Source organism: Streptomyces stoeckheimensis, assembly GCF_045822005.1.
GTDB lineage: Bacteria > Actinomycetota > Actinomycetes > Streptomycetales > Streptomycetaceae > Streptomyces > Streptomyces stoeckheimensis.
In genome coordinates this window covers 7,451,137-7,468,210 of the sequence record NZ_CP169550.1, presented here as the reverse complement: position 1 = coordinate 7,468,210, position 17,074 = coordinate 7,451,137, and the positions used below count along the sequence as shown (strand labels likewise).

The window sequence follows — 17,074 nt, the reverse complement described above, 5'->3', positions numbered from 1 at the left end:
TCACAGCCGGACAAGCCGCGGGCGGACGCCCGGCGGTCCTCCGTACGGGGCGTCACCACCCCATGGGCTCGGACACCTCCGCCCACAACGGGTCGAGGAGCCGGTTCACCTCCTTGAGGCCCGCCGGGGATCCGAGGTCCTCGACACCCCGCTCCGGCAGCACCTCCAGGGCCCGGCCGTGGCGGTCGTCGAAGCGATCGTGGAAGAGCACCACGGCGTTCTCGGGCCGGTTCCGGCGGGACTGCCATACGAGCCCCGTGGCATCGGGCGCCTGAGCCCGGATCTCGCTCGCCCAGCGCCGCGCCTTCGCATAGTTCCTCTCGTCGTCGAGGAGCTCGGCGTTTCGGCGTACGGCCGCGAGGTCGGCCTCCCCGACCAGGGAGACCACGGTCAGGTCGCACGTGGTGCGCAGCACCCTCAACGACCGTCCCTGGACCAGGGCGTAGGGGATCACCCGCTTCTCGCCCGTCCAGGGCACGGAGCGCAGCACGCTCTCCGCGACGGCCGTCAGTGCGCTGTCGGCCAGGTACAGACTGTGGTACGGGTCCAGCACGGTGCCTTCGAAGCGGCCGCCCTCGAAGTGGATGTCCGCAAGGGTGGGATTGAACTGGGTCGGCCTGTACTTGGCCTTGTGCACCCGCCACAGTTCCGTGCCGGCCGGGATCACCCTGAAGTGGGGGTGCAGTTCCTCCTTGATCATGGGGAACAGCCTGATCATCGGCATGGAGTTGCCCCTCATCACTCCCCCTCCACGAGTGCGGTGGCCGCACCGACGAGTTCGTGGTCCCGCATCCGGCCCAGCAACGACACCGGGGGCCCGCTCAGCCAGCTGTTGCCGCCGTACCACCACGCGGCGGCGCCCCGGGGATCGACCTCCGCCATGAGCAGCCGGTTGACCTCGAGCACCACCTCGTACGGGGTGCCGCCGCCGGCGGGGAACTGGAACTCCGGGTAGCGGTCGCCGTTCGGCGGGTCCGGCAGTCTGATCAGCTCGGGCGGCGGCGCCCCACCGCAGCGGGCCGTCGCCTCGGCCGCCGAGAGGGCCGGTTCCCGGAGCAGCGGGTCGGCCGCGCGGTCGCCGCGGTCTGCCGGGTCCACCGCGGGGGCGGCTTCCGGGACCGCCTCCGGAACCGCCTGCGGTTCGGGCTCCGGGACGGGGGCCCCGCCCGGTGCCGCCAGCAGGTCGACCAGCTTCAGCGCCTCCGTCACGGCCTGCGGCCCGGGAGGCGCGGCAACCAGCCGCACCCCGTCCACCATGGTGCGTACCGGATGACCGAACGGCAGTTGCCGCAGGGCCAGCCTGACCCCCTGCAGCGCCCTGCGGACCGCCATGCCGTCGCCCGGTGACGCTTCGGCGAGCGCCTTCAGCCGGGTGAGCAGCAGCGCGTGCTGCGCGTCGTCGAGCGCGGTGCGGATGGACTCCAGGTGCTCGCCGATCAGGGCGAGCAACGGCTCCGCGGACGGCCCGCGGCCCTCCTCGTTCATGCTGTCCCTTCTGCCGTGTTCGCCGAGCTCCGGCCCGGATGTCCCTGATGGATGAAGGCGGCCCAGAGCGCGGTCCGTTCCAGTCCCGGCTGTTCCATCTCCCGGAGCAGGTCGCCCCGGAGGGAACCCGGGTTCTTCCGTTCGGGGTCGAGCATCCACAGCTGCGCGGCCCTCAGGGCGTCCACGGCGCTGAGCCCGTCGACGACCAGGTGGTGGTGGAACACCGCCATCAGCAGCGCCGACGCACTGTCCTGGGCCAGCCAGCGCGACCCCACGACGTCCCGCGCCCCGGCGGCGACGAACGCGGTGGTGAGGGTCAGCGCCTCGTCGTGGTCCCGCATGCTCAGATCGGTCTGGCACGCACTCAGCACGACCAACGGCCCGTCGGACGCCTCCTGTCGGCCCCCGTGGTCGAGCAGCCGGGTCACCGTCAGCGGTTCCGGCGTGTACGCGTCGTCGGCCACGAGGTCCAGGGCCGAGACCGTGGGCCGGGTGCCCGCCGATCCGTGCGAGACCACGTGCAGCACGGAGGTGCCGTCGGCAAGGAAGCCCAGGACCGTGTCGGGCGTGCCGGGCGGCAGTTCCTCGTCGTAGAGCGCGCCGCACAGCCGGGCCTGCGGATAGAAGACGTCGCGCAGGGTGGTGACCTCGGTATCGGCGTACGCCAGGCTCATCATCGGGTCGGCCACCAGAACGGGGAAGGCGGCCGGGTCCCTCGGCGCGCGCCGCGCCGTGCGCAGGAACTGGCCTCCGGACGCCGCGTAGTTGATGACCGCCGTCTGGCAGAGCCGGTCGTGGGCCGCCTCGGCGGGGAGCCTCGCCGCGTGCCACGGCACGATGCCCAGGCGCCCGCAGGGCACGAGGACGATGCGCGGCAGCCGGTCCCGGCGCCCGTCACCGTCCGCCGCCAGGCGTTCCTCGATCTCGCCAAGGAGCGGGCCCAGTGCCTGGAAGGCCCAGTCGCACAGTTCCTCCAGGGCCTCTTCCCACGTCCGGGCGAGGGACGGGTCGTGCGGGCTGCCGTCCCGCGCCGCCGCTGCCTCCACGTACCGTGCGAGGGGTCCGTCCTCGACGTCGCGGAGTTCCTGCAGTGCGCCCGCACCGACTCCGAGCTCCGGCCCCACCACGATCGCCAGGCCCGGGCCCGCGGTGTCTCCGGCCACCAGGTAGAGGAGTGCGTCCGCACCGGCGTCGGCGAGCCCGTCGGCGAGCTCGCTCAGCGTGGGAGTGCCCAGGAGGCCCCCTTCCCCGCGGTAGCCGAGGGCATCGAGGGCTTCGCGGCGCAGCGTGCTCGGGAGCAGTCCGGGAACCTCTCCCGCGTCGCCGGGGGCCTCGCCCCCGGCGGCCGCCCGCCAGGCCTCCGCGAGGTCGTGGCGTCCGGCGGCCTCCAGCAGTTCGGGTACGGCCGAGGCGGTGGAGGCCGCCTGCAGGACCAGGGCCCGCCCCAGTTCGAGGGCCGCCACGGCCTCGTGCAGCCTGCCGTACGAGGCCGCCATGCGGGCCGCCCGTACGCCTCGGCTCGCCCCGGTACGGGCAGCCAGCAGCCCGTGCTCGACGCCCGACTGGAGGAGGACGTCGGCGGCGAGCGCCGTCAGCGCCTCCGCGGCGGCGTCCACGACGCCCGTGTCCTCCGGGTCCGGCTCGGCCTTCGCGAGGAGCCGGCGCAGGTGGTACGACTCGGCCAGCTGCCACAGCGCGTCGGCGGCGATCCGCGGCGCCCGGCCCTCCCGTACGCCGACCCGGAGCCGTTCGAGTTCCTCGATCAGGGCATCGAGCACCGCCGGGTCGCCGTCGAGGCCGAACCGCATGCCGAGGGAGAGCGTGGAGGTGTACAGATCCTCCATCGAGGCGTCCGGGGGCGGGGGAACGTAGTCGGGGACCGGGCCCGCCCGGTCCCCCGTGAGGGCGGCGCGGATCAGGTCGAGCTCCCTCGCCCACGGCGTGGACAGCTCGCCGGCGAACGGCAGCCCGCTCCCCTCGGCACGGGCCATCCCCCGCTCGATGTGGGGCAGGGCCTTCAGCAGGGCCTCCTTGTCCCGGGTCAGCATGCCGAGCGAGGCGTGGACCGTACCGAGTGCCCAGTCGACGGCGAACCGGAGCGGGACGCTCTCGGCGACGTCCGCCCCCAGGGCTTCGGCCTCCTCGACGAGTTCCCGGGTCCTGGGGACGTCCTCCGCCTCCCTCGCCTCCATGGCCCGGAAGGTGATCTCCATGGCACGGGTGAAGGCGGCAGGGTCCCCCAACTCCGGAGGCAGCTTCCCGGCCGACCTCTCCAAGTGGTCGGCGACCGCGCCGATATGGGCACGGCCGGCCGACAGGTCCTGGTAGCTTCCGCCCACGGTCGAACTGATGCTCAGCAGGAGTGCCCTCAGGCTCTCCAGGGCCCCCGTCGCCGACTCCAGGCCCGGCATGGGCAGGTCCTGTACCGAACGGAGCCTTTGGAGCAGCTCGTTGAGCGCGTGCGGGTCACCGCTGCCCAGGAGGGAGTCGAGCCCTTGGCTGGTCGCGTTCACGGCGTCCAGAGCGGCGACCATGTTGCGGAAGGCCTCGGGGTCGAGCGGGGACCGCGGCCCGGGATCCGGGGCCGGCTTCGCTTCGGGGGCCGGCTGCGGATCAGGCTTCGACTGCGGATCCGGCTTCGGATCCTGCTCCTGCTCCTGCTCCTGCTCCTGCTCCTGCACAGGATCCGGGTCGACGTCCCGCTCCCACACCGGCCCGGGGGGCGCGGCGGAAGACGGGCCCGCCGACGCCATCGCCCCGAACATGCCGTCGACCATCTGGTTCAGCTGATCCGCGAACGGCGAACCGGGCGGCACCATGCCCGCCAGCAGATCGGAGAGTCCCTGGGCGGAAGGGGCGGCGAAGAGCGCCTGCGCCTGGCGCAGCGGACCGAGCAGCTCCGGCGACAGCGACAGCTCCGCCGCTTCGTTCATCAGCGTGCCCAGTTCGGCCGCCTTGGCCACCATCCCGGCGGTTCCCGCCTGCCGCAGCCAGTCGAGGTAGCCGGAGAGGTCCGGAGCCGTCGCGAAGTGTCCCTGCTGCGGCTGGACCGGAGTGACGTGGCTCATCAGGAACAGCGCCGCCCACCGCTGTTCTTCCCGGGTCACCACCGCTCCCAGCGGCGCCGTACGGTCCCGGGCGTCCCGCAGCAGCCGTTCGGCCCGCTCCCGGTCCCCGGCCGAGCCGGCCCCCGCCGCGTCCCGCAGGGTCAGCGCACCTGCCAGCCACACGTTCACCGAGCCGCGCAGGGCCTCGTCATGGTCCAACAGCCTTGCGAGCTGGTCGAGTTCGGCGACCGACGCCATGGAGGCATGCGGCGACAGCGGACCGCCGCCCATGCCGGGGAGCTGCCGTTTCACCCGCTCGATGGCGTCCGATACCCACGTGCGCAGGCCCTCGACGCCACCGTTCTCCTCCCCACTCACCCGCATCCCCGCCTCTCCGGGCCCCCGCACACAGCCCTCAACAGCCTTCGCCGGTCCGTGGATCACCCCCACTATGCCGATCCGACGCGCCAACCGCCTCGACTTCACGCGCTTCGCCCCACCCACGACCCGGGACTCCGCCCGGGAAGCTCGCTGCCGACTCCCGCCGGCCGCCCGCCGGTTCGGCGGCGCGGACATCGGTGTGCCGACGATGCCCACGACCGGCACCGGTGCGGCGCTCACCACACCGTTGTCCGCGCCGCCGTTTCCCCCTAGGGCCTGTCGTCGAACTCCCGTCCGCCTCGCGCCTTCGGGAGACGACGCGAGTTCGACGACAGCACCTTGCTCCCCCCACACGATCAGCGAAGCACCGGACGGGTCACCGGTGAAGGCCGCACCCGGATCTCGCCCGTTGTTCGCCCCGTTCCCGCCCCGACGGGGCGCCGCCCGGGGTGTCCTGCGGGCGAATTCAGGTCGGCTGGTGGGAAGTTGGCGGCTATCAGGTACCGACGGAGGGCATCGTCCGGCCATCATGGGCCGCACGGAACGACCGGATGGATTCACCGGGGCTGACGGGGGCGTGGAGACATGGTGGACGAGGAGGAGACCGGCGGGGTCCGGGCGTTGCGGGCCTGGGCCGACGGGGCGGCGGAGCGCGCGGCCCGTCTGCTCGGGCCGGAGGACGAGAACCACCCGGTTTCGGCGGAAGAGTTCGAGGCGTCGGTCGCCGAACTCTCCAGGCTGCGGGAGCTCCTGGACCACGACCGGCTGCTGCTCGGCAGGATCACCCTGGTGCTCGGCGGCCTGCTCGCCATGCGCCACTCCCAGGGGCACGGCGCACCGGACGACCCGGAACGGGCCCGGCGCCTCCTGGAGGAGGTACGGGATCCGGCGACGGCCGCCGGGGAGCTGATGACGGACGAGGACAGGCAGTGGGCGGCGACGTTCCTGTTGATGGTGTCGAGCCCCACCCCGCCGGGCCGCGCGGCCGGGTTGCCCCCGGACATGTGGTCCCTCATCGACCGCGCCTTGGTGACGGATCCCGCACAGAACGCCGCCGAGATCGCGCGGGTCTCGGCGCTGGCGGCCGAGATCGGTAAGCTGCCGACGCTGCCGCCGGAACTCCGCGGCCAGTTGCAGCAGATGCAGGACATCCTGTCGTACGCGAAGGGCGACCGGTTCGACCCCGACACGCTCCTGACCATGCTGCCCCCCGATTTTCCGCTCCTGGATCAGCTGCAGACCCTGGCGGGCCTGATCCCGCCGAGCCCCGGCCCCTCAGCCCCGCGGGAATCGAGCACCGTCCCTTCGACTCCGGAGTCCGCGCCCGCGACGGAGAATGCTGAGGACCAGACCGACCCCGCCGTCACAGGCGCGTGGTTCACCGCCCTGGTAGGCCTGGCGGAGGCCATGCGATCCGGCGAGCCCGAGTCCGTCAACCAACTTCTCGAGCGGCTCGGCGGACATCTGGACAGCCTGCCGACGGGGCACGACCAGGCCTCCGAGATCCAGAACCTGATGCGCATGGTGCTCCAGACGGCTGCGCCGCTCGGGGGCAGCCGGGTCGACGGCGTCGAAGCCCTCCGGCACATGGACTCCATCGTCGACCACTACACGCAGAGGGGAGTCGTTCACCCCGAAGATGCCCACCTCGTCGTCTCGGCCCGGGCGGTCCGCCTGATGATCGGCATGCGGGCCGCCGAGGAGGCGCAGGACGAGAACGGGGCACTGCGGCTGATGCGCGAACTGGACGCGCTCGAAGCCTCCGTGCCAGCCGATCACCCGTTCCGCTGGATGGTGCTGCTCGTCCACGGTTCCGCACTCGTATCGCTCGGCGAACTCACTCGCGACGACGAGGCCGTCGTGCGCGGCCTGGAGGAGCAGGAGGCCGCCCTGACGACCAGGCCCCAGGACGAGACCGCGTTCTTCCCGGCACAGGTCGCCACCGTCATCGAGGGACTGCGGGCCTCCCGGGCCGTGGTGAGCCGTACGCCGGACCTCATGCCCGGCCCCGCCGCGCCGGCCGCGGGCGGCACGACGGGTACCCGGTACCTCGCCGCCATGACGGCGGGCCTCCGGTACTCCACCTCGCAGGACCCCGCCGATCTGGACGCCGCCATCAGCGGACTGGAGCACGTCCGCGAGGAGGTCCGCCAGGGCCGGTCGCAGCTCTTGGCCTTCTCCGCGCTGTGGCAGCTCGCGGAGTACTACCGGCTCCGCCTGCGCCTTTCCCGGGACCCGGCCGACCAGGACGCCGCCACGGACGCGGCGATGGAATCGCTGCAGGCGCTCGCCGGTGACGTCGTCCTGCAGTCCGGCCCCGACCACGGCCTGCTGACCGCCCGCACCGGTGCCGAGCGCGGGGTGCAGGCCGCCATCTGGGCAGCCTCCCAGGGCCGCGTCGAGGAAGCGGTGGCCGCGCTGGAACTGGGCCGGGCCCTGGTGCTGCAAGCCGCGTCGGCCTCTCGGGCCGTACCCGAACTGCTGGAGGCCCGCGGCCACCACGGCCTCGCACAGGAGTGGCGCGCAGCGGCACCCGCACCCGCACCGGAGGGACCCGCGCCCGGAGCCGGAGCGGTACCCGACGCCCTCCCCCGTGAGCTGCCCAGTTCCCTGCGGCGCCGGGCCCTGGAGGCCCTGGCCCACCGCGAGCGGGACGGCGCCCTCTTCCGCACCCCCACGGTCGACGAGCTCAAGGCCGGATTGGCCGAGGGCGACGCGGACGCGCTGGTGTACCTGCTCGCGGGCGAGGGCAGCACGCCCGGCATGGCCGTCGTGCTGGGCCCGGACATGGGCACGGGCGTCCGGGCCCTGCCGCTCCTGTCCGGGGAGAAGAGCGGCCCCCTGGAGCGGTTCCTCGACGCCTCGGCCGCGTATCAGGTCCGGCCCCCCGCGCCCGGGGCCGCGCAGACCTGGGAGGCCGCGCTGTCCGAGCTCTGCGACTGGGCGACCGACGCGGTGATCCTCCCGGTGATCTCGGGCGTCGCGGAACGGCTCGCCGCGAACGAGAACCGGCGCCGCGACCGCCCCGGCGGCCCCAGGATCGTGCTGGTGCCCTGCGGCCGCCTGGGTGTCGTGCCCTGGCACGCGGCGCGGCTGCCGGCCGAGGCGCCCAGCGACTACGTGTGCCAGATCATGGTCATCAGCTACGCGGCGTCCGGCCGCCAGTTCCTCAACACGGTCCGGCGCGGCAGGCGCGCCCCGGCGGACGCCCCCGTACTGGTGGCGGACCCGACCATGAGCCTCCCGTACGCGGAGCTCGAAGTCGTCGCGCTCCAGCAGAGCCTGTACCCGCGGGCGCGCCTGTACGGGGAGTTCTACGAGCCCCCCGTCGCACCCGCGGCGGCCGGCACTCCGAACGACCTCCTCGCCGCCCTCGCCGGGGCCCCGTCCCTGCTCCACGTGGCCTGTCACGGTTCGGCGGGCACCAACCCGACCGCATCGGCGCTGCGCCTGGCCCCCGAGACGGACGGGCCGGGGGGAGACCGGACCACCGACCTGCTGACCGTCGCGCGGCTGCTCGATCACCCCGCGGGGGAACAGAACGCCCCCGACGGCCCCCTGGTCGTGCTCAGTGCCTGCGAGACGGACCTGAGCAAGCGCGACCACGACGAGGCGCTCACCCTGACGAGCGCCTTCGTGGCGAACGGCGCGCGGGACGTGGTGGGATCCCGGTGGGCGACCAGGGACTCGGCCGCGGCCCTGATGATGGCCGTGTTCCACCACTACCTGACCGTCGAGGGACTGAGCCCCGTGGACGCGCTCCACTCGGCCCAGAGCTGGATGCTCGACCCGGAGCGCGAGAATCCGGGTTCTCTCAGCGACAGCCTGCTGGAGGAACTGGCCGGCGGTCCGGAGCTGGACCACCCGGCGGTCTGGGCCGCCTTCGTCCATCAGGGTCATCCGGGCCCGTCCCGGGTCGGGAATCGAGCCAGATCGGGTTCGTGAACGCGGCCGGCGCGCCGGGCAGCGGTGGCGCCTGCGCCGGGTGGCGGACTTCCGCGCGGACGTACGCGGCCCGCGCGGGCCGACGGCGGTGAAGTCGAGGGAGACGGCGGAGGATTCGGCGGCGTGGGCGCGGCCGGCGCGGGTACGACGAGTCCGCCGGCCTGCCGGACGGCACGGGCGAACCGCCCGAAGCGACCGTCACGGGAGCGCTAGCGCCAGTCGACGAAGTCCAGGCCCGCGGCCCGGGCGAGGCCGACGATCTCGGCCGGGGTGCGGCGGCCGTCGGAGTGCACGGAGTGCACGTGGCAGTCCCCGCGGTACCGGGCGCGGCCGCGGCCGGGAACCCGTTCGGGCGGGTGGGTCACGCTGGAAGAACTCGCTGCGGGCGCCGCCGGACCACCCGCGGATGCCACGGCCGCCGAGGGCGGTGCCGCGCTGGTCGAACAGGCCGATGTCGAGGGCGTTGCCCGGAGTGCCGGGCGGGGTGGGCGGCTCGTCGTAGCGGTAGGAGACGCACAACTCGCGTACGCCCGGAGGGATGTCCACGGGGACGTACACGAAGTCCGGGGCGCCGGGCGGGATCGTGCCGCGCAGCGTCGTGGTGGTGTGGTCGGCTCCGTGTCCGCGGCCGCGGCCGCGACGGAGGGGGTGGCGGCGAGCATCGCCGGTCGAGATGCGTTCGGCGTGAACCGGCGTGCATCGCTCCGTGGATCGCGCTGACGGATCGCGCCCGGGGTCTTGCGCGACACCCTGTTCCGTTTCTACTCTCTCGGCCAATGGTTAGGAACCATTCCTAACCATTGGCCGAGAGGCCGACCCGGCCGCTCCCCCCACTCGCGCAGCACCCACCCGAGGACGCCCGATGTCACGAGCACATCAGCAACGCTCCGCACACAGAGACCGCCGCCCCCACTGGCACCGCCCGCTGGCGGGCGTCGCCGCCCTCGCCGCCGCCATGGCGGGCCTCAGCGGCCTCGGCGCCCCGGCGGCGACGGCCGCCATAGCCGGAGTATCGGCCCGCGCCGCCACCGCCGCCGCCCCGGTGCTGGTCTCGACCGGAAAGCCCACGACCGCGTCCTCGATCGAGGCGAGCGGCTTCGACGCGGCCAAGGCCGTGGACGCCAACGCCTCGACCCGCTGGGCCAGCGCGGAGGGCGTGGACCCGCAGTGGATCCGCATCGACCTCGGATCGGCGCACACCATCAGCCGGGTGAAGCTCAACTGGGAGGCCGCGTACGGGAAGACGTACAAGATCCAGACCTCGAACGACGGGACGAACTGGACCGACGTCTACTCCACCAGCGCCGGGAACGGAGCGACCGACGACCTGACGGTCACCGGGACCGGCCGCTACGTCCGCATGCACGGCACCGCGCGGGGCACCGCGTACGGCTACTCCCTCTGGGAGTTCGAGGTCTACGGCTCCCCGGTCTCCGGCGGCTCCGACACCACCGCGCCGACCGCTCCGGGCAGTCTGCGCGCGACGGCCACCACCTCGAACAGCGTTTCGCTGGCCTGGAACGCCGCCACCGACAACGTGGGCGTCACCGGCTACGACGTCTACCGCGGCGCCACGCGGGTGGGAACGGCCGCGGGGACCTCGTACACGGACACCGGCCTCACGGCCTCCACCGGCTACGGCTACACGGTCAAGGCGCGGGACGCGGCGGGCAACACCTCCGCGGCGAGCAATGCGCTCAGCGTCACCACCCAGCCCGCGAGCGGCTCCGGCCCGGCCGTCCCGTTCGGCAGCCACACCCGCCCCTACACCGCCGGGACACTGAAGCCGACCGGCGCCCAGGGCACGCTCGACCAGAAGACCATCGACTACTACACCCACTGGAAGTCCGCGTTCGTCCGGCAGAACTGCGGCAACGGCTGGTACCAGGTCATCTCCCCCGACGCCGACCACCCCTACGTGGCCGAGGCGCAGGGGTACGGCATGGTGATCGCCGCGACGATGGCCGGCGCCGACCCGGACGCGAAGAAGATCTTCGACGGTCTGACCAAGTGGACGATCGACCACCCCTCGTCGGTCAACCCGGACCTGCTCGCCGCGGAGCAGGACACCGCCTGCCGGAGCGTCAACGGCGGTGACGGCGCGACCGACGGCGACATGGACGTCGCCTACGGGCTGCTCCTCGCCGACAAGCAGTGGGGCAGCGCGGGCACGTACAACTACAAGGCCCTCGCGATCAAGCACATCAACGCGATCAAGAAGGACGAGCTCAACCCGTCCACCAACCTGCTCAAGCTGGGCGACTGGAGCAGCTCCGGCGACCAGTACTACTACATCACCCGCACCTCGGACTGGATGGTCGACCACTTCCGGGCCTTCCGCACGGCGACCGGCGACTCGGCATGGGACACCGTCCGCACCGCGCACCAGAACCAGATCACGAACCTGCAGGCCTCGTACGCGCCGAACACCGGGCTCCTGCCCGACTTCGTCGTCAACACGAACTCCACCCCCAAGCCCGCCCCCGGTCAGGTCCTCGAGGACCCGAACGACGGCGCCTACTGGTGGAACGCCTGCCGCACCCCGTGGCGCATCGCGGACGACGCGGTGACCAGCGGGGACGCCAAGTCCCTCGCGGCGGCCCGGAAGGTCAACACCTGGATCAAGGCCAAGACCGGCGGCGACCCGAACAAGATAGCCATCGGCTACAAGCTGGACGGCACGCAGATCTCCGCAGGAAGCGAGGCGGCGTACTTCGCCCCGTTCGCCCTGGCGGCCATGACCGACCCGGGCAGCCAGGCCTGGCTGGACGCGCTCTGGAACAAGATGCTGGCCGCTCCGATCGACACCAGCAGCTACTTCTCGGCGAGCATCCAGCTCCAGGTCATGATCACCGCCTCCGGAAACCACTGGGTCCCGTAACCGGACGGTGAGGTGCAGGTACGGCCGCGCCGGCGGGCGCGGCCGTACCCGTGGGTCGACCGCGCCACGGGACCTCCGGGTGGCGGGCGCAACTCATGGGCCCGGCAGCTCAGATGGAGGGACAACGGGTTCGGATACCGTGGCCGGTCACGCTGTCCGCGATGGCGGTCGCCGGAATCAGCTCACTGGCACTGACCCTGCAGACGCGCGGCCGGGAGCGGGCGCTCGCGGCGGCGGCGACCCTGCTGGTGGGGACTTCCTTCCTGGTCACCCGCTTCGGGAACGTGCCGATCAACGGGCAGATCAAGGTGTGGGCCACCACGTCCGCGCCGGCCGACTACGCCGAGATCCTGCACCGCTGGGACCTGTTCAACCGGATGCGCACCTCCACGGCCCTGATCGCCTTCATCCTGCTCGTCATCACCGCGGTGGCGCCCCTCCGGGGCCGGCGGGAGTCCGGGCCGGCGTCTCCCTAGGGCCTGTCGTCAAAATCCCGTCGTCGCCCGAAGGGCGGCCGCGCGGCGTCTGGTGCGTGCTCTCGGCGTGCCGGGCGGAAGCCCGCGTACTGGACGTACTTGGCTTCCGTCCGGTGCGGCGAGAGCGCGTGCCAGACGCCGCGCGGCAGACGGGAGTTTGACGACAGGCCCTAGAGCCCCTTCGGCTAAAGGTCGAGCGGTCGTGCCCATTGGGCGATGAGGGCTTCGGCCGTGGTGATGGCCGCGACGAGGGACAGGGAGTTGCGGATCACCTCGGCGGTGCAGGCCGCGGGGACTCCCGCGATGGCATCGGAGGGGACCACCACCTGGTAGCCGAGGTTCACCGCGTCGAAGACGGTGTTCGGGATCGCGATGTTGGACGAGACCCCGGTGACGACGAGCGTGCGGACACCGAGGTTGCGCAGCAGGGCGTCCAGGTCGGTGCCGGCCATCGGGGAGAGTCCGTGCAGCCGGCGCACCACGAGGTCCTGCTCGGCGACGGTGATGGGCGCGGCGACCTCCACGGCCGGGCTGCCGGTCAACTGGCGCACCGGCAGCTTCCCCGCGGCCCGGAACAGCCGGGCGTTGGCATTGGCCCCGAGCCCGTCGGGCCGCCGTTCGGCCACCGCGTGCAGCACCTGCACCCCGGCCCCGCGCGCGGCCTCGACCAGCGCTGCGACCCGGTCGAGCATGCCGGAGTCCCGAGCCTCCTTCGCCAGCTCCGGAAGGGCGCTCTCCTCGCCGACGACACCGTTCTGGCACTCGACGGTGAGCAGTGCGGTGGTGGCGGGATCGAGATCGGCCATGGCTCCCCCTGGCGTGGCGACGGAAGAGCACGCATGATTCCTGACACACAGTCAGATGTGAAGGGGCGCGGACCATATGGACGGCACACCGGTGGACGGGACACTCGTGGACGACACTCCCGCGGACAGGGCGCAGCGGCGGGGCCGCCGCATCATGATGACCGGCGAGGAAACGGACGCCTTCCTGCGCGAGCAGCGCACCTGCCGGGTGGCCACGGTCTCCCCGGACGGTCGCCCGCACGTCGGCGCGCTCTGGTTCGTCTGGGACGGCACTTCCCTGTGGCTGTACTCGATCACCCGCAGCCGCCGCTGGTCCGACCTCCGCAAGGATCCCCGCATCTCGGTGGTCGTGGACGCCGGCGAGGCCTACGACGAGCTGCGCGGCGTCGAACTGTCCGGTACGGCCGTCTTCGTGGGCGAGGCTCCCCGTACGGGCGAGCCGTGCGAGGAACTGGCGGAACCGGAGCGGCTCTTCCCCGTCAAGAACTTCGGCATCACGGAGATGCCGCACGACGGCCGGCACGCCTGGATCCGGCTGACACCGGACTCGATCGTGTCCTGGGACTTCCGCAAGATCTAGGCCGCCCCGGCAGCGGCGGAAGCCGCTCTCCTCAAGGCCTCGACGGCGGCCCGGATCGACGGCCGGCGGTCGGCGTCGGCCCGCCAGACGACGTACACGTGGCGCCGGACGCTGTCGGACACCGGCAGCAGCCGAACCCCCGGCGGCACGGGCCCGCGCCCCAGCCGGGGGGCCACGCACACGCCCAGTCCGGCCTCGACGAAGGCCAGTTGGGTGTGGTGCTCCTCGGCGATGTGCGTGATCCGGGGCTCGATGCCGGTGCCGCGCAGGGTGGAGACGAGCCACTCGTGGCAGAACTGCCCCTCGGTCCAGGAGATCCAGTCGTCCTCGCCGAACTCGGCCAGGGAGATCCCGGCGCGGTCGGCCAGCGGATGCCCCGCCGGCACCGCGATGTCTATGGAGTCGTCCAGCAGATGGGCCCGCGTGAGCTCGGCCGGCACCGGCATCCGCTTGCTGGGCCAGTCGATGGCGAGGGCCATGTCCAGGTCGCCCCGGACCACGGCGGGCATGCTCTCCCCCGGCTCCTGTTCCCTTACCCGGGGCCGCAGTTCGGGGTGGTCGGCCCGCAGCTCCGCCAGGACCTGAGGCAGCAGCCCCCGCATGGCGGTGGGGAAGGCGCCGATCCGCAGCTCGCCGACCGCGCACCCGCGCCGGGCCTCGACATCGGCCTGGGCGAGCTCGACCTGGGAGATGATCCGGGCCGCGTGCTCGGCGAGGAGCCGGCCGGCATCGGTGAGCCGCACCCCGCGCCCGTTCTTGGCCAGGAGGGGCTGGCCGACCTCCCGCTCCAGCTTGGCCATCTGCTGGGACACGGCGGAGGTGGTGACATGGAGCCCGTCGGCGGCGCCACTGACGGAGCCGTGGCGGGCGAGGGCATCGAGGGTGCGCAGCCGCTCCAAGTTCAACATGTAAGCAATCCTACGACGTCACTCTCAACAATTTTCGCTTGTCCTACGAGGTCGCGAAGGGCGAAGGTGGCTGTCATGAGCGCCCCCAGCACCCCGGTCCCCCACCTGCCCCCGACCCCCACCCCGGCCGCCGCCACCCCGCCCCCCGCCGGCGCCCCCGCCGCGAAGGTGCGACCCACCGGCCGCCGGCTGGACTGGCGCCTGCGCTTCGCGGTCCTCTCGGTGATCTGGGGCTTCAGCTTCCTGCTGATCAAGGTGGGCACGGAGGCGTACGCCCCGTTCCAGGTCGCCCTAGGCCGGGTCTTCTTCGGCGCGCTCGCCCTGCTCACCGTGCTGCTGATCCGCCGCGAACCGCTCCCCCGAGGCCGGCGCACCTGGGCCCACCTGACGGTGGCGGCGCTGCTGCTCAACACCGCCCCGTTCTCCCTCTTCGCGTACGCGGAACTGAGCATCCCCTCCAGCCTGGCGGGCATCTGCAACGCCACCTCACCGCTGTGGGGCATGGCCCTGTCGCTGGTCGCGCTCTCCGAGGACCGCCCGACGCGCCGCCGCGTCGCGGGTCTGGGCCTGGGCTTCCTCGGCGTCCTGACCGTCCTCGGCGCCTGGCAGGGCTTCTCGGGCCTCGACGCCAAGGGCACCGCGCTCGCCCTGCTGGCCGCGCTCTGCTACCCGATCGGCTGGATCTACGTACGCCGCACCCTAGCCTCCACGCCGGGCTCCCCGGTCGCCCTGACCGGCGCCCAGCTCCTGGTCTCCACCCTGCAACTGGCCGTGGTCAGCGCGCTGTTCACCTCGGCCCCCACCTCGTTCCCGCTCTGGCCGACCCTGTCGGTGATCGCGCTGGGCGCCCTGGGCACGGGCATGGCCCTCCAGATGCAGTACGGCCTGGTCACGGAGATCGGCCCGACCACCGCGCAGATGGTCACGTACTTCATCCCGGTCATCGCGACGACGGCGGGCGTCCTCCTCCTGGACGAACAGCTCCACTGGAACACCCCGGTGGGCGCGGTCGTCGTCCTGGCCGGCGCGGCCCTCACCCAGACCCGACGCCGCTAGGGCCTGTCGTCAAACTCCCGTCTGCCGCGCGACGCCTGGCACGCGACCGCCCTTCGGGCGACGACGGGATTTTGACGACAGGCCCTAGGCCGGGGGGCGATCGCCACACCACAGATCGCCCCACCCCCGCCTCCCGGCCGTCAGTCGAGCCGCCCCCCGGCCGCCGGGCGGACGGCCGAGGCCACCGCCTCCGCCAGCCCCGGTACGTCCGCCGGGGACAAGGTCGACATCGTCATCCGCACGGCCGGCCCCGATTCCACCCGGAACCGGGCTCCCGGAGCGACCGCCCAGCCCGCGCCCAGCAGGCGCGTCACCACCGCCGTCTCCTCGGCGACGGGCACCCACACGTTCATCCCGCTCCGCCCCTGCGCGTGCACCCCGCGCCGGGCCAGCGCCGCGACCAGTCCGTCCCGGCGCTCCCCGTAGGACCGCGCGACCGCCGCGTGGTCGACCGCTCCGGCCTTCCACAACTCCACCACGGTGTACTGCAGCAGCCTGCTCACCCACCCGGGGCCCAGTCGCTGCCGCCCCCGGACCCGGTCGAGCGTGACCCCGTCACCGGTCAGCACGGCGAGCCGCAGGTCCGGCGCGTACCCCTTCGCGGTGGAGCGGATCAGCACCCAGTGGCGGGTCACCCCGCCGAGCGCGTTGAGCGGCAGGTCCACGATGCCGTGTCCGTGATCGTCGTCGATGACCAGCACCTCGGGGTGTCCGGCGAGCACCGCCCGCAGCTCCGCGGCCCGCTCCGCGCTCACCACCGCCCCGGTCGGGTTCTGCGCCCGGGCCGTCACGAGCAGCGCCCGGACCCCCTGCGCCAGCGCCCGTTCCACCGAGTCGGGCAGCGGCCCGTCGTCGTCCACGGCCACCGGCACGACCCGTAGCCCCAGTGCCGGGACGAGGTCGAGCACGCTCCCCCACCCCGGGTCCTCGACCCCGACCGCGTCGCCGGGCCGCAGGTGCGCGGCCAGTACCCGTTCGATGCCGTCCAGCGCCCCCGAGGTCACCGCCACCTCGCCGGCCGGGACCCCGTCCGCGTCGAAGGCGGCCCTGGCGAGCCGGGCCAGCTCCGGGACGACCGGGTCCTGGCCGTAGAGCGTCGGCTCGGCGGCGTACCGGCGGGCCGCGCCCGCCAGCGCCCCGTCCAGCGCGGGCAGCAGCCGCACGTCCGGATTGCCGGAGGCGATGTCGCGCACCCCCGCCGGGACGGCCATCCGCAGTTCGTCGCGCGGCGCGGTCGCCGGGCGGGCCCGCACCCGGCTGCCTCGACGCCCGTCGGTCTCGATGACCCCGCGTTCGCGCAGCGTGCGGTACGCGGCCGCCACGGTGTTGGGGTTCACCCCCAGCACACCGGCGAGCTCCCGCATCGGCGGCAACAGCGCTCCCGGCGCGAGCGCGCCCGAGGCGACGCCCGCTTCCACACTCGCGGCGATTTCCGATGCGCGCCGCCCGATGATCAGATACTCTCCTAGCACAAAGCCAAGTATGCACTAATACAACGGAGCCTGCACG

General features: G+C 73.1%; 11 protein-coding genes and 1 pseudogene. 5 read left to right on the top strand and 7 right to left on the bottom strand.

What is annotated here, in order from left to right; genetic code table 11:
- Positions 1-52 precede the first annotated feature (52 nt).
- The 3 genes from ACE1OC_RS33870 to ACE1OC_RS33860 are packed head-to-tail and all read right to left on the bottom strand — an operon-like array spanning position 53 to position 4,910.
- A complete protein-coding gene (locus tag ACE1OC_RS33870) occupies positions 53-724 on the bottom strand; it encodes an RES family NAD+ phosphorylase (RefSeq protein ID WP_407840168.1) in 672 nt (223 codons plus the stop codon).
- Positions 725-738: 14 nt separating this feature from the next.
- Positions 739-1,485 carry a hypothetical protein gene (locus tag ACE1OC_RS33865; RefSeq protein ID WP_407840167.1) on the bottom strand — a complete coding sequence of 249 codons (747 nt, stop codon included), beginning with the start codon at positions 1,483-1,485 and terminating at the stop codon, positions 739-741.
- A complete protein-coding gene (locus ACE1OC_RS33860) occupies positions 1,482-4,910 on the bottom strand; it encodes a CHAT domain-containing protein (protein ID WP_407840166.1) in 3,429 nt (1,142 codons plus the stop codon). Before ACE1OC_RS33860 ends, ACE1OC_RS33865 begins: the two co-directional genes overlap by 4 nt.
- Before the next feature lie 588 nt (positions 4,911-5,498).
- Between ACE1OC_RS33860 and ACE1OC_RS33855 the strand changes: the two genes are divergently transcribed.
- On the top strand, positions 5,499-8,858 hold the full coding sequence (locus ACE1OC_RS33855; RefSeq protein WP_407840165.1) for a CHAT domain-containing protein: 3,360 nt from the start codon (positions 5,499-5,501) through the stop codon (positions 8,856-8,858).
- A 137-nt stretch (positions 8,859-8,995) separates the two neighbouring features.
- Here ACE1OC_RS33855 and ACE1OC_RS33850 read toward each other — a convergent pair.
- Positions 8,996-9,452: pseudogene (locus ACE1OC_RS33850) on the bottom strand (PHP domain-containing protein); the annotation flags it as partial.
- A gap of 268 nt (positions 9,453-9,720) precedes the next feature.
- Here ACE1OC_RS33850 and ACE1OC_RS33845 point away from each other — a divergent pair.
- Both ACE1OC_RS33845 and ACE1OC_RS33840 read left to right on the top strand, forming a co-directional pair.
- Positions 9,721-11,739 carry a glycosyl hydrolase family 8 gene (locus ACE1OC_RS33845; protein WP_407840164.1) on the top strand — a complete coding sequence of 673 codons (2,019 nt, stop codon included), beginning with the start codon at positions 9,721-9,723 and terminating at the stop codon, positions 11,737-11,739.
- Positions 11,740-11,900: 161 nt separating this feature from the next.
- Positions 11,901-12,215, top strand: a complete 315-nt coding sequence (locus tag ACE1OC_RS33840) for an anthrone oxygenase family protein (RefSeq protein WP_407840163.1) — start codon at positions 11,901-11,903, stop codon at positions 12,213-12,215.
- 185 nt (positions 12,216-12,400) lie between these two features.
- Here the strand turns inward: ACE1OC_RS33840 and ACE1OC_RS33835 are convergent, their stop codons facing one another.
- Entirely contained in the window at positions 12,401-13,021 is a 621-nt protein-coding gene (locus tag ACE1OC_RS33835; protein ID WP_407840162.1) for a cysteine hydrolase, read from the bottom strand.
- A 76-nt stretch (positions 13,022-13,097) separates the two neighbouring features.
- Here ACE1OC_RS33835 and ACE1OC_RS33830 point away from each other — a divergent pair, with 76 nt between their 5' ends.
- Positions 13,098-13,601, top strand: a complete 504-nt coding sequence (locus tag ACE1OC_RS33830; RefSeq protein WP_407840161.1) for a pyridoxamine 5'-phosphate oxidase family protein — start codon at positions 13,098-13,100, stop codon at positions 13,599-13,601.
- Here ACE1OC_RS33830 and ACE1OC_RS33825 read toward each other — a convergent pair.
- Positions 13,598-14,509 (bottom strand): LysR family transcriptional regulator, encoded by a 912-nt coding sequence (locus ACE1OC_RS33825; protein WP_407840160.1) that lies wholly within the window; start codon positions 14,507-14,509, stop codon positions 13,598-13,600. The two genes, ACE1OC_RS33830 and ACE1OC_RS33825, sit on opposite strands and share 4 nt — an antisense overlap.
- Before the next feature lie 75 nt (positions 14,510-14,584).
- Here ACE1OC_RS33825 and ACE1OC_RS33820 point away from each other — a divergent pair, with 75 nt between their 5' ends.
- Positions 14,585-15,565 carry a DMT family transporter gene (locus ACE1OC_RS33820; RefSeq protein ID WP_407840159.1) on the top strand — a complete coding sequence of 327 codons (981 nt, stop codon included), beginning with the start codon at positions 14,585-14,587 and terminating at the stop codon, positions 15,563-15,565.
- Positions 15,566-15,705: 140 nt separating this feature from the next.
- Here the strand turns inward: ACE1OC_RS33820 and ACE1OC_RS33815 are convergent, their stop codons facing one another.
- Positions 15,706-17,037: an aminotransferase class I/II-fold pyridoxal phosphate-dependent enzyme gene (locus tag ACE1OC_RS33815; RefSeq protein WP_407840158.1), complete on the bottom strand. Its 1,332-nt coding sequence runs from the start codon at positions 17,035-17,037 to the stop codon at positions 15,706-15,708.
- Positions 17,038-17,074: the final 37 nt, after the last annotated feature.

Excerpts from the sequence above, each read along its gene's own strand:
- ACE1OC_RS33870 (WP_407840168.1), bottom strand. The coding sequence starts at position 724 with ATGCCGATGATCAGGCTGTTCCCCATGATCAAGGAGGAACTGCACCCC.
- ACE1OC_RS33865 (WP_407840167.1), bottom strand. The coding sequence starts at position 1,485 with ATGAACGAGGAGGGCCGCGGGCCGTCCGCGGAGCCGTTGCTCGCCCTG.
- ACE1OC_RS33855 (WP_407840165.1), top strand. The coding sequence starts at position 5,499 with ATGGTGGACGAGGAGGAGACCGGCGGGGTCCGGGCGTTGCGGGCCTGG.
- ACE1OC_RS33845 (WP_407840164.1), top strand. The coding sequence starts at position 9,721 with ATGTCACGAGCACATCAGCAACGCTCCGCACACAGAGACCGCCGCCCC.
- ACE1OC_RS33840 (WP_407840163.1), top strand. The coding sequence starts at position 11,901 with ATGGCGGTCGCCGGAATCAGCTCACTGGCACTGACCCTGCAGACGCGC.
- ACE1OC_RS33835 (WP_407840162.1), bottom strand. The coding sequence starts at position 13,021 with ATGGCCGATCTCGATCCCGCCACCACCGCACTGCTCACCGTCGAGTGC.
- ACE1OC_RS33830 (WP_407840161.1), top strand. The coding sequence starts at position 13,098 with ATGGACGGCACACCGGTGGACGGGACACTCGTGGACGACACTCCCGCG.
- ACE1OC_RS33825 (WP_407840160.1), bottom strand. The coding sequence starts at position 14,509 with ATGTTGAACTTGGAGCGGCTGCGCACCCTCGATGCCCTCGCCCGCCAC.
- ACE1OC_RS33820 (WP_407840159.1), top strand. The coding sequence starts at position 14,585 with ATGAGCGCCCCCAGCACCCCGGTCCCCCACCTGCCCCCGACCCCCACC.